General features: G+C 34.9%; 11 protein-coding genes. 8 read left to right on the top strand and 3 right to left on the bottom strand.

The window, feature by feature from the left end; genetic code table 11:
- The first annotated feature begins 115 nt into the window (after positions 1-115).
- The 3 genes from ACXR6G_RS04635 to ACXR6G_RS04625 all read left to right on the top strand — a co-directional run bounded on the left by ACXR6G_RS04635 (position 116) and on the right by ACXR6G_RS04625 (position 2036).
- Complete coding sequence (locus ACXR6G_RS04635; RefSeq protein ID WP_458360230.1) at positions 116-376, top strand: hypothetical protein; 261 nt, start codon at positions 116-118, stop codon at positions 374-376.
- Between the two features lie 213 nt (positions 377-589).
- Positions 590-1417 carry a hypothetical protein gene (locus ACXR6G_RS04630; protein WP_458360229.1) on the top strand — a complete coding sequence of 276 codons (828 nt, stop codon included), beginning with the start codon at positions 590-592 and terminating at the stop codon, positions 1415-1417.
- Positions 1418-1526: 109 nt separating this feature from the next.
- Complete coding sequence (locus ACXR6G_RS04625) at positions 1527-2036, top strand: hypothetical protein (protein ID WP_458360228.1); 510 nt, start codon at positions 1527-1529, stop codon at positions 2034-2036.
- Between the two features lie 25 nt (positions 2037-2061).
- On the opposite strand, the gene ACXR6G_RS04620 is transcribed toward ACXR6G_RS04625, so the two are convergent.
- Together ACXR6G_RS04620 and ACXR6G_RS04615 are read right to left on the bottom strand one after the other, a co-directional pair.
- Positions 2062-3669 carry a PorP/SprF family type IX secretion system membrane protein gene (locus tag ACXR6G_RS04620; protein WP_458360227.1) on the bottom strand — a complete coding sequence of 536 codons (1608 nt, stop codon included), beginning with the start codon at positions 3667-3669 and terminating at the stop codon, positions 2062-2064.
- A gap of 49 nt (positions 3670-3718) precedes the next feature.
- Entirely contained in the window at positions 3719-5710 is a 1992-nt protein-coding gene (locus ACXR6G_RS04615) for a gliding motility-associated C-terminal domain-containing protein (protein ID WP_458360226.1), read from the bottom strand.
- A 364-nt stretch (positions 5711-6074) separates the two neighbouring features.
- Here ACXR6G_RS04615 and ACXR6G_RS04610 point away from each other — a divergent pair, with 364 nt between their 5' ends.
- From ACXR6G_RS04610 to ACXR6G_RS04590, 5 genes are all read left to right on the top strand, one after another.
- The gene (locus ACXR6G_RS04610) at positions 6075-6527 is read left to right on the top strand and encodes a deoxycytidylate deaminase (protein WP_458360225.1); all 453 of its coding nucleotides are present in this window, start codon (positions 6075-6077) and stop codon (positions 6525-6527) included.
- Between the two features lie 11 nt (positions 6528-6538).
- Positions 6539-8134: a S41 family peptidase gene (locus tag ACXR6G_RS04605; RefSeq protein WP_458360224.1), complete on the top strand. Its 1596-nt coding sequence runs from the start codon at positions 6539-6541 to the stop codon at positions 8132-8134.
- Between the two features lie 231 nt (positions 8135-8365).
- Positions 8366-9202 carry a Spy/CpxP family protein refolding chaperone gene (locus ACXR6G_RS04600; RefSeq protein WP_458360223.1) on the top strand — a complete coding sequence of 279 codons (837 nt, stop codon included), beginning with the start codon at positions 8366-8368 and terminating at the stop codon, positions 9200-9202.
- A gap of 83 nt (positions 9203-9285) precedes the next feature.
- The gene (locus ACXR6G_RS04595) at positions 9286-11019 is read left to right on the top strand and encodes a bifunctional metallophosphatase/5'-nucleotidase (protein WP_458360222.1); all 1734 of its coding nucleotides are present in this window, start codon (positions 9286-9288) and stop codon (positions 11017-11019) included.
- Between the two features lie 49 nt (positions 11020-11068).
- Positions 11069-11356 (top strand): hypothetical protein, encoded by a 288-nt coding sequence (locus ACXR6G_RS04590; protein WP_458360221.1) that lies wholly within the window; start codon positions 11069-11071, stop codon positions 11354-11356.
- A gap of 77 nt (positions 11357-11433) precedes the next feature.
- On the opposite strand, the gene lpcA is transcribed toward ACXR6G_RS04590, so the two are convergent.
- On the bottom strand, positions 11434-12006 hold the full coding sequence (gene lpcA, locus ACXR6G_RS04585; protein WP_458360220.1) for a D-sedoheptulose 7-phosphate isomerase: 573 nt from the start codon (positions 12004-12006) through the stop codon (positions 11434-11436).
- Between the last annotated feature and the right edge of the window lie 79 nt (positions 12007-12085).

The following is a 12085-nucleotide window of genomic DNA, read 5'->3' as shown; positions in this document are numbered from 1 at the left end:
ATATATAAAAATATATTTCTTATTCTCCTTTCTATCAGGTAATATGCTATTGTCTTAGTCGTGTATTCAGCAACATAAGAACTCGGCGATTCTTTTAATATGATTTGGCATATTAATGTTTTTACTGGCGATTAAGTCAATTTTATATTCTTCTTCTTTGGCTGCCGATCACAAGACTTTGGTTCCTTCTGTCATTGCTGAACTGAAGAAATTGGGTCGTGAGGATATTATGGTTACTGCAGGTGGTGTTATTCCAGCTCAGGATTACGATTTCCTTTATAAAGCAGGTGTTGTTGGTGTATTTGGTCCTGGTACCAAAGTATCAAGATGTGCTATCCAAATGTTGGAACTTCTTATCGAAAACAATCAAGAGTAAGTCACTCTCGATTCACTATATTAAAAAAAACTGTCAGTTCTCTGGTAGGTTTTTTTGTGTCTTGATTTTTCGCCAGGTAATTATTATGTGTTTTGAGATTGAATGTATGTGATCTGTCACTCTGGCTAATAGGCTGCTGTTATATAAATATTTTTATATTATGTAATAAAGGTTTAATTTTGTGATCAATAGTAACTATTAAATGTTATTCTTATGAACTCAAAATATATATCATTCTTCTTTTCTTTACTCATCTTCTTATCATTTTCAGCTTGTAGTAAAGATGATAAACCTATAATTGAAGAAAGAATAGACGTGAATCATCCTGTTTATGTTTCTGAAGCAGAACAAGGGGATTATAAAAATGCGTATTCTTATGAGAGTGTAGATGGTAATATTCACTTAAAACAGATCGATCTATTTAAGCTTGGAGTAAAGAGGTATGATCTTAAACTGAGTTACGATGCTCAAAATCGTTTGGTAGAATGCAAACGCTCTGTAGAGATTTCGGATTATTATTATCATGAAAATAGGATATTGAATGATCTTCTTCCGTCAGTTTATTCAATTCAATATAGTGAAAGGAAGCTGACGGTGACTGATAATGATGATACAGAAAATACAAGGATATATAGTTTGGGGAGTAATGGTTTTACACATGAAATTAGTTGGACGTATGAAGGCAAATCACATGTCATGACTTTAGAGAGGTCAGGCAATGATTTATTTGGAATTGATTATACTTCAAGTTCTGGAAGCACAAGCTCTAATAAAACATACAGTTTTGCTTATGACGATAAAAAATCCATCGATTATTTAAGGATGATATTACCCTGCTTATATTCCGAGCACAATATTTTAAGAACAGTCGTAACAGTTGATGGTAAGGAAATAAGTCGGACTTCATATGCTTATGAATACAGATCTGCAGATTATCCAGTTGTAATAGGTAAGAACGAGATTATTATTAATGACAACAAGGAGGAATCGTACCGAACAACTACGTTTCTAAAATATATTAGTGATGGGAATATCAAATAATTCTGAGGAGTATGTAATTAAGGTTTAAACCTGTCAGTTTACTGTCAGGTTTTTTTATGGATTTACTTATCTTCATCCAAATTAATTACTGACAACTAAAATAGTAAAAATGAAATCTCAAATTATAATTCTAGTATTAAGCCTATTTTCCTTTACAGGGATGGCTCAAAGAGTGAATCAAGTAAAAGTTGATGATCGCATTGAGCGTTCTATTTTATTGGGAAGAGTAACGCTTGTTGGGCTAAATGACACACTTTGTTCTGACTGGTTTAAGCCTGAATTCAAAGCTTATAATTTAGATGCAGACATCCTGTTGGAATTAAAGAAAAAGGATCTCACAGGACTTAAAATGATCCTTGTTTTGGGAACATGGTGTCACGATAGCCATATACAAGTGCCACGGATGATTAAGTTGTTAGAGGGAATGAAATTTCCAATGTCGAGCTTGGAGATTTTTGCCATGGATACCAACAAAAAAGCACCCGGCATCGATATTAAAGCAATAGATGTGAAATTGGTTCCAACCCTTATCGTTTATAAGGGAGAGAAGGAGTTAGGCAGAATTATTGAAACACCCAAACTTAGCATAGAGGCTGATCTATTAGAGATCCTAAAATAATTTCAGACACTGATTAATTATGAATTTAATCAGCGTCTAAATATTCCTCGTAAGAAAATACTTCCAGATAAACTCTTCGGTTAAAAGCACGACTTTTCGCATTCGTGTTTTCAACTAAAGGTGAATTTTCCCCATGTGGGAGAATTACGATTTGACTCTCGGGAACATTATTCTGAATAAGATAATTGTGAATGGTAACCAGACGTTTATATGCGAGTACTCTATTAAGTTTATCCGAACCTATATCGTCAGTATGTCCATGTAATTTAAGAACGTAATCTTGATTTTCTTTCATTATTTTAATAATGGCATCTGCTTTTTCTCGAGACAACTCAGTAAGGCTAGCCTTACCAAATTCAAAGAATAAATTTTGCAATTTCTTATCTAAAGTAATGCGTCTTTCAGTGAGTGCTGGGCACCCATTATTGTTAAAACTCCCAGCTTTTTCTGGACACATATCTTCACTATCAACAATGCCATCATTATCAGTATCCAAAGAACAACCTCTATCATCAACTCGATAGAAAGGTGGTGTGTTGGGACACTTATCATTCTCATCTAGTACGCCATCTCTATCTTGATCATTCACGCGGCTAATCTCAGCATAGCTCTCAAGTTCTTTCTCAAGTTGGTTTATTTTATTGTATTTATCTTCAAGAATGTCTTTCAAATATTTTAATTCTTCTAATTGATCATTCTTTATTTTGGGCGTTGATTTACGGAATGAATAACCAATTAGGAACTCATGATTACTTGCAGATATATGTGCTGTATTATATGTGTTTACATTATAGGAATATCCCACTTTGAAATTTTTCAGAGCCTGAACACCAATATTAAGACCTATCGCATATTTATTTTTATAATTAACAGCAAACCAACCTTTATCTTTTAGTTTAAGTAGTGCATTTACATCATATTGTAAGGGTGTATTTTTAACAAATCGCATCATGAAATTTGGAACAAAAGAAAGATCTTTTATGCTAGGAATAGGAATTTCATAGCTTCCTGATAAAAGGAAATGACGAGACTGTCTGTATAAATCGTCACCATCGTATTTTGTTAGATTCGATTGGTTGATTAGCTGAGGAATAGCTAGGCCAATAGTTAATTTCTCATTGGTATAGTAAGCTCCAATATTGGCAACAAACTCCGTATTGTTAAAATGATTTCCTTGAAGTAAATCATCGTTCATATCAGCATTCGTTTTGTTTAAATTCAAACGAAAATCTGAAATACCTGCCGATAAACCTAAACGTAAAAATTGCTGGTCATCAATTTTAATTCGGTAGGAATAAGCAAAATCTGCCTGTGTATTATTAAAAATGCCCACATTATTATTGGAAAGATTAATTCCGACACCATATTTTCCTTCTTTTAATCCAGCATCAAGAGTAAAAGCATGAAAGATTTGTCCGCCATCAAAATCTCTAAATTTTTCATTCCTGATTAGATAAGCCTGAAACATGTTATTATAACCAACTGCTGCTGGATTATAAACGGATGGGTTGATATAGTATTGATCTACAAGAGAAACTTGTTGAGCTTGAGCTTTAAATACGAAACAGAAAAGCAGTATAAAGCAAGCTTGTATAAATCGAGAGATAGAGGATTTGGTATAGCGATTTCTCATAGATGAGGGCGTGTGATTAAATCAATTAATTATAACTTCTGTCTTAGTTTTATTTACCGAGTATCGATAATATGCCCTTAATAGGCGCTATATCGTTTCTACTGAATTCTATGAGATAAAAATAGGATCCATTAGGAAGTCGAGAACTATTAAAAGTACCTTTCCAATCGTTTTGGTAACTAAGAGCATGAAAGACTTTCTGTCCATAGATATTAAATATACTAACCTCAGGAGCATCCCATTCTGGTTTGTAACTTATTGTCCAGCTGTCATTCCTACCATCACCATTGGGTGTTAAAATACCATTTACCGCGTAGTCTTTCGAATTGCTAAAGTTAATTCTGAATTCATGTCCAAGAGAAGTCGATTTACACGAATTCGCATCAACCACTGCTAGTTTATAATCACCAGCTTTCATATCACCTAGTTCAATATAGTGGTCATCGCTAATTAGTGTCTTATAGTTTTCAAAAATATAAGTGTATGGTGCTTGACCTCCATTCACAAGAATATTTACTTTTCCATCAGATCCATTGACTTCATCCGTAGTGATAACATCTACATTTGGTGTTGAATGAATCTCTAATTTGGGTTCAGCTGCAATAACTTCATCAACACAATTGTCAATCAGTATTTTATATTTAGAATCAATATCTGCAATAAGGTTTTCAAAAACGATAGGGCCTCCATCACTTGTGATGCTCTCCACACTAATGTTCTTATCGTAAAGATGATAGGTGACATTATTTTCTGTCAGTGGCAATTCAATATCTAGAGTTTCTCCCAGGCAAATTTCTCCTGGAGTAGCAAAATTATCAATTGGGAAACTGCTTGTTTTCACTAAGTTTAAATCAACTTGATTATTCAATTTAAGCTTGTCAGGACAAACCATTTCTCTTGCATATGCAAAATAGCTTATATTATTATCAGGGTAAACTTCTGGGAAACTTGCTTTCCCTCCATTTCCTATGATTTGAGTATCAAGGAAATCTGTTCCGTCATGTAGTTGATAGATAACTTCTTCTTGACTGTTTTCTACGCTAACTATAATCGCTTCACCTTCGCAAACTTCAGTTTTATTACTGATTAATTGTCTACTTGTATTTGCAGGATGATGAACATCTACATTAAATGTAAAATCAACTCTTAATGGATCGATACAATAATGCCCTATAGCGTCTACACTGTAAGTTGTTGTTACGAGTGGGTTAATTACTCCAAAGTCGATAAACCCGCCGTTACCTGTGAATTTTTCTCCAATTAGGTTTTCTCCATCAAGTAATTGGTAATCTACTGAAGGATCAGATGGTGAAAGTGAAAGTTGAACTTCTTCCCCTTCACAAATAATTCTTTTGTCAGAATAAATATGCAATTGTGTTTCGGGTGGAAGTCGAACATCAATCAGGAAATTTTGAGTTAAAGGAACGGAAGTCTGACATCCGTTTCTTAAGGCATTTACATGATAAGTAGCGCTTCTGAAAGGTTCGAAATTATCGATCAATAGACTAGATCCATTACCAGGGAATGAAGTTTCGCTAGTATTGGCACCACCTTCAATTTGATATTGAACATCAAACTCGCTATTATCTATCTTTATACTTGTGTTTTCTCCAACACACAGTGAGTTGTGCGAAGGGGTAATATCTAAATCTGTGTTAGGAAAGGAAATAACCTCAATTGAAATGTTCGGACTCAGATTGATGGGGTCTGAACTGGCAATATGAGTTGCAATAACGGTATAACTTGAACTTATTGATGGGGATATTGGATCGAAACTAGCTTCAGAATTAGTTCCAATAATCGTACTGGATACGAAACTACCTGAATTATTATCCATCAGTTGATATCGAACGCCTACTTCTGTGGTATTTAATGATACTATTGTCGATTCACCCAGACAAAGTCTTGTATCATTTGCTGAGACAAATATCGAAGTGCTAGGCTTAATTTGACTTGCTTGTGTCGTATTTACTAGTATAATTATCGAGAAAAGAAATATGAAGAGCTTAAACAAGTATGATAAGGGTATATGTTTGGGCATATATTAATGAATTTTTATGTTAGTCCCAGTGTATTGTCTTAGCTCTAAACTATAGTAATTCAGTCATATTTTAAAGAACGTAGGGGACGATTTTCGTTCTAAAAAAGTGTGTTTTTTTGAATGTTGGATTGGCTAATATAATTAAAATCATCTGAAATTAATTCTGTCAACTAGCCTTTTTCTTATAGTCTAATTTTTATTTTATAATGATTAATAAAATGAAGACTAAAGTGCTATTAACAGCTATTGAACTTCTTTCTTCAATCTACATTTCAGAAATAAATAAGAAACTTGAGCTCTAATAAATTCGGTAAGCTTTATTTTTTCCTATTTTTGTTTAATACCTACTAAATAAACCAGTAAAATGCAGGAGATTTTAAGTACAGAACTTTTGGAAAAGCAAGAGAAGCTTGATTGTAGATATCTGAGAATGGCTATTGTTTGGGCTGAAAATTCTTATTGCAAACGTCGTCAGGTAGGCGCTTTAATTGTGAAGGATAAGATGATCATTTCTGATGGTTACAATGGAACACCATCGGGTTTTGAAAATATCTGTGAAGATGATGATAATAAAACGAAGCCATATGTGCTTCATGCTGAAGCTAATGCAATTACAAAAGTTGCAAAATCTAGCAATAGTAGCGAGGGAGCAACTTTATATGTAACGGCAACTCCCTGTATCGAGTGTGCAAAGTTAATCATACAGGCGGGCATTAATCGTGTTGTTTACTCTGAAGCATATCATTGCAATGACGGGAAGGATCTTTTGATTAGAGCAGGAATAGAAGTTATATTTATCGATAGTAAGAACTTATAAAACCATATAGGATGAATAATAAGACGAAGATGTTTCTCCCCATTTTATTAGCCATGGCTATTATCTTGGGTATGTTTATTAATTCTTTTTTTCAACCAAATTCAACAGCGAGGATCTTTAATGCACCTGCTTTAACTGCAAGTCATAAATTGGATGCGGTTTTAAATATGATTGTTGAGGATTATGTGGATACTGTTTCAGCTAATCGATTGGTTGAACAGGCTATTCCAGCTATCTTAAAAGATCTTGATCCTCACACCGTTTACATTTCTGCTAAAGATTTGCAGGGATTCAACGAAGACTTAAAAGGGAATTTTGGTGGAATTGGTGTTCAGTTCATCCGTTATCGTGATACAGTTGCTGTTGTTAGAGTTATAGAGGGAGGTCCTTCTGAACATGGAGGTATCCTTGCTGGTGACAGAATTGTGAAAGTTGACAGCATCCCAATAGTTGGAGCGGATATGAAGGATACTTTTATCATGAGTAAGTTAAAGGGACAGAAGGGAACAGGTGTTAAGGTTAGTATCGCCCGTCGTGGTGTAAAAGATTTAATCGAATTAGATATCATCCGTGGTTCTATTCCCGTTGCTAGTGTCGATGTGGCTTATATGATTAATGATGAATTAGGCTATATTAAAGTAAGTCGTTTTGGAGCGACAACTTTTCATGAATTTTCTAGAGGATTAGTGAAGTTGAAGGGGGAAGGCGTTAAAAAATTAATTGTAGACTTAAGAGGAAATACGGGTGGTTATATGTCTGCTGCTACAAATATGATTAATGAGTTCTTGCCTGAAGGTAAGATGATTGTTTATACTGAAGGCAAATCGCAAGCTAAAACCGATTATGTATCAACCGGAAGAGGAGATTGCCAGGATTTACCGATAGTTATTTTGATTGATGAATTCTCAGCTTCTGCCAGCGAAATTTTTGCAGGCGCTATCCAGGATAACGATAGAGGAAAGATTGTTGGTCGTCGATCATTTGGTAAAGGTTTGGTTCAGGAACAAAGAATGCTTCCTGATGGTTCGGCAATGAGATTGACAGTTGCTCGTTATTATACACCAACTGGTCGTTGTATTCAGAAACCATATACCAATGGAAAAGAAGCTTATAATAACGATATTAATACACGCTTTGTTCATGGCGAATTTGAAAAGAGAGATTCCATTCACTTTGCAGACTCTTTGAAATTCACAACGCCAGGAGGAAATATTGTATATGGTGGAGGAGGTATTATGCCTGATATTTTTATTCCTGTAGATACAACAGGCTACTCAAACTATTTCAGAGAATTAAGTCGTAAAGGATTGGTTTATAGGTTTGCATTTGACTATGTTGATAAGCATAGAGCTGAGATGAAAGCTTTCACAAATGTCGAAGAAATATTAGCTTATTTAAAGAATAAACCACTTATTCAGGATCTGACAAAATATTGTCAAGCTGCAGGTGTAGAGCCAAATCAGAAAGGTTTGAATAACTCTTTAGATTTAATTGAGACTCAAGTTAAAGCTTATATCGCACGTGATTTAATTGATGATGATGGTTTTTATCCTATCATCAGAAAATTAGACAAAACCATTGATTATGTGATCAATATGGAAGAGTAATTAGAATTAAAATTTCAGATAAATTAAAGATCTACCCATTGGGTGGATCTTTTTTTTTGACCTGAAATTAAACCTTTCGAGAAGTAGCACGTCTAAATCTCGAAAGCGATTTAAAAATGGGAGTGGATCCAAACTAATGAAATCTCATTTGAATCAGCATAGATTAATTCAATGTTTAATGTCGGTTATCTTCTAGTATAAAAGAAGAATAACCGTCTAAAAAAGGAAGATATGAAAACTAAAATAACAGTATGTATCGTAATGGCTTTAATGCTTTTCAGCGGAATAAGCCAGGCACAACAAAGAAAAAGAGCCGAAAGAATGCAGAGAACAATGATTCAATTGACAGATGCTCAAAAGGAAGAATTGAAAGCTGCCAAAGTTGAATTTGCTAAAGCAACCATTGATGTGAAGAATGAATTGAATGAGCTTACAGCTTATCAAAAAACATTAATGTCTGCCGAGAAGTTAAATGAAACGAAGGTTTTTGAGAATATTGATAAAATGACAGCTTTAGAAAAGCAGTTGATGGAAGAAAGAGTTAATATGCGATTGGCTAATTCAGGATTATTAGGTGAGGATCAGAGAATGCATAGGAAAATGCGTGGTGATCGTAAAGGTATGCAAGCTGATTGTTCGAGAATGCGAGGTCCACAGATGAATCGTAGAAAGGGTCAAATGCAGAGAGGAAATAGAAATTGTTTCGTTGAAGGTAGAAATCAGAGGGGTGTGAATTCTTTCTGTGCTTTAGGTTTGTCTGAAAAACAACAAGAGCAAATGAAAACTCTAAAGTTAGAGCACAAGAAAGCAACGCAGAATATGAGAGAAGAGATGCAAGAACTTCGCTTAAAGCAAAAACATTTGTTTACCGATGATAAGCCTAATAAGAACGAAATTTTTTCGAATTTAGATCGTATTTCATCCATTCAAAATCAATTGGCTAAGGAAAGAGTTTCCAATCAGAAAGAGATTCGTAATATTCTAGATGAGGATCAGTTGGTTCTATTCTTATCGAGACCACATAAGATGAATAAAATGGGGAAAGCCAGAATGCACAAGCGTTTTTAATATTAGATTTAGAATTAGCACTTCAGTAAAGGTTTCGGTATTCCGAAACCTTTTTCTATTTTTGGAGATTCAAAACAATTGATATGAAGAAAATAGCATTTTACCTCCTGATAGTCATTCCCTTTTTATTTGCTTGTGAAGCAGAACGAAAAGATGATCTGACTCTTAAAATAATAGCGACCACTGATGTGCATGGTGCTATCTTTCCATACGATTTGGTAAAGGATAGAGAAGCTAGTAGTTCACTAGCTCAAGCTCATTCTCATATATCCCAAGAGCGCAGTAAAAGTAACCAGCATGTTTTGCTCTTAGATAATGGTGATATTCTGCAGGGCGATCCTATGGTGTATTACTCCAATTTTGAAGAGACTGAGCAAAAGCATATTTGTGCTGAGGTTATGAATTTCATGGGCTACGATGCTGGAGTTATTGGTAATCATGATATTGAGCCAGGTCATGAGGTTTACGATCGATTGGTAAAAGAATTTGCATTTCCATGGATGGCTGCCAATGCAATTAATAATACAGATGGGAAACCTTATTTTCAACCCTATACAATAATTGAAAAAGAGGGTGTTAAAATAGCTATTATAGGTTTTGTAACTCCTGCCATTCCTAAGTGGTTACCTGAGAAAATTTGGTCGGGTATGCATTTTGAAGAAATAGAATCTTCTGCTAAAAAGTGGATGGCTATTATCAAGGAAAAAGAGCAGCCAGATATGGTGATTGGCTTATTGCATTCGGGTATGGGTGATCTGGAAAATAACCAATCAGAGGTAAAAGAAAATACTGCTTGGCAAGTGGCCAAAAATGTAGTTGGTTTTGATATGCTTGTTTGTGGGCACGATCATCAAGAGACTATTAAGTGGGTTGAAAATATCGATAAGAAGAAAGTTTTGATTGTTAATCCGAAATCCAAAGCACAATTTCTAGCTGATGTGACTGTTTCATTTAAGTTGAATGCGGATAAGAAGACTTATAGTAAGCAATTTGAACCTCAATTGGTAGACGTCAAAGTTTTACCCGTTTCAAAGGCATTCGAAGAGCGATTCCATTCATCATTTACTGAGGTGAAAGATTACGTTTCTCGCCCAGTTGGACGATTTACAAAGAGTATTAGAACCTCCGAGGCTATGTTTGGTGATTCGCCATTTGTGGACTTGATCCACAATATTCAACTTGACTTAACTGATGCCGATATCTCCTTTACAGCACCTCTTTCTTTTAATGCGAGTATCGACTCGGGGAAGCTCGAAGTTCGAGACCTATTTAAACTTTATCGATTTGAGAACTTGCTATACACAATGAATTTAAGTGGGCAGGAGATTAAAGATTTCTTGGAGTATAGTTACGCTAAGTGGTTTCAGCAAATGAAGAAGAAGACTGATCCAATGTTGTTTATCGAATCTTCGGAGAGAGGGAATCGATTAAGTACCATGTTTTTTAATTACGATTCGGCTGAAGGCATCGACTATGAGCTTAACTTGAAACAAGAAAAAGGAAATAGAATTCGCATTATTAAGATGAGTAATGGACAGCCTTTTGATTTTAATAAAACCTATAAAGTGGCATTAAATTCATACCGTGGAAACGGTGGTGGTGGGCACTTGACAGAAGGGGCAGGACTTTCTAAGGAAGATCTTTCTAAACGATTAATCAACTCGACAACAAAAGATTTACGCTTCTACCTAATGAAGTGGGTTGAGGAAAAGAAAGTGGTTGAGGTGACATGTAATAATAATTGGAGCGTAAAACCAAATGCTTGGTGGCAGCAGGCTAAAGACCGAGAGTTTGAAATGCTTTATGGAAAAGAATAAGCATTTAGCAGAGAATAAGAGTTATAATTTTTAAGGGGAGAAGGATAGAATGCCACAAGACGAAGAAATTGAATTAGTGAATTTACAATTCGAAAATTTACTGAACAAAGAACAAAAAGAAGCTTTTAACTATTTATTGAATAACACGGTGTTTTGCCCAAGCTGTAGTAAGATCTGCCCACAAGGTGTGGTGGATTACAAAACAGTTTTAACTGATGCCGATGAGATATTGATGAAAGGGAAATGTGCCAAATGTGGAAGTGGTGTTACCCGACTGATGTTGATAGAAGAAGATGCTGGTTTTGCAGAACGCGTAAAAGCTATCAGGAATATTTAAAAAATGATTTTAAAAAAAAAGATCCAAACTTTAATAAGTTTGGATCTTTTGTGTTTTATAGAATTGCTTTTCTGAATCTACATTTGAGATTCGATGTATTGAATCAAGCAATGAATAACTTTAATGTGAATTTCCTGAACACGATCAGAATAACCAGTCCAGGGTACTCTGATTTCAACATCACAAAGCTCAGCCATTTCGCCTCCGGTTTTTCCTGTTAAACCAACAACAGTCATCCCTTTTTCTTTGGCAGCTTTAATAGCGTTAATGATGTTATTTGAGTTTCCAGAAGTACTGATTCCCAAAAAGACATCGCCCTTTTGTCCCATGCCTTCAACGTAGCGAGAGAAGATGTAATCGAAACCATAATCGTTACCCACGCAGGTAATATGACTTGGGTCTGAAATCGAAACGGCAGGCATTGCCATACGATCATTTCTAAAGCGACCTGTAAGTTCTTCTGCGAAATGCATGGCATCGCACATGGATCCTCCGTTACCACAAGAAATAATTTTGCCACCATTTTTTATAGCATCAGACATGGCTGCCCCAGCTTTTTCAATGGCTGAGAAATTCTCTTCTTTGCTGATAAATGCTTCCAATACTTGGTGAGCATCTTTAAAGCTATTTTTTATATCTTCAGAAATCATATGGTTCAATTTTTCTCAAAACTACAATAACAATTGGCAACTTACAATCAAGAAATGAAAAATTGTATTTTGTAAAGTG

The sequence above is a fragment of the Ancylomarina sp. YFZ004 genome, from assembly GCF_054254355.1.
The sequence above is the reverse complement of the archived record's forward strand: the minus strand, read 5'-3'. Positions and strand labels throughout refer to the sequence as shown.

What these genes read in the sequence shown, in the direction of transcription:
- ACXR6G_RS04590 (WP_458360221.1), top strand. Translation starts at nt 11,069, where the DNA reads ATGCCACAAGACGAAGAAATTGAATTAGTGAATTTACAATTCGAAAAT.
- ACXR6G_RS04630 (WP_458360229.1), top strand. Translation starts at nt 590, where the DNA reads ATGAACTCAAAATATATATCATTCTTCTTTTCTTTACTCATCTTCTTA.
- ACXR6G_RS04620 (WP_458360227.1), bottom strand. Translation starts at nt 3,669, where the DNA reads ATGAGAAATCGCTATACCAAATCCTCTATCTCTCGATTTATACAAGCT.
- ACXR6G_RS04625 (WP_458360228.1), top strand. Translation starts at nt 1,527, where the DNA reads ATGAAATCTCAAATTATAATTCTAGTATTAAGCCTATTTTCCTTTACA.
- ACXR6G_RS04615 (WP_458360226.1), bottom strand. Translation starts at nt 5,710, where the DNA reads ATGCCCAAACATATACCCTTATCATACTTGTTTAAGCTCTTCATATTT.
- ACXR6G_RS04610 (WP_458360225.1), top strand. Translation starts at nt 6,075, where the DNA reads ATGCAGGAGATTTTAAGTACAGAACTTTTGGAAAAGCAAGAGAAGCTT.
- ACXR6G_RS04605 (WP_458360224.1), top strand. Translation starts at nt 6,539, where the DNA reads ATGAATAATAAGACGAAGATGTTTCTCCCCATTTTATTAGCCATGGCT.
- lpcA (WP_458360220.1), bottom strand. Translation starts at nt 12,006, where the DNA reads ATGATTTCTGAAGATATAAAAAATAGCTTTAAAGATGCTCACCAAGTA.
- ACXR6G_RS04635 (WP_458360230.1), top strand. Translation starts at nt 116, where the DNA reads ATGTTTTTACTGGCGATTAAGTCAATTTTATATTCTTCTTCTTTGGCT.
- ACXR6G_RS04600 (WP_458360223.1), top strand. Translation starts at nt 8,366, where the DNA reads ATGAAAACTAAAATAACAGTATGTATCGTAATGGCTTTAATGCTTTTC.
- ACXR6G_RS04595 (WP_458360222.1), top strand. Translation starts at nt 9,286, where the DNA reads ATGAAGAAAATAGCATTTTACCTCCTGATAGTCATTCCCTTTTTATTT.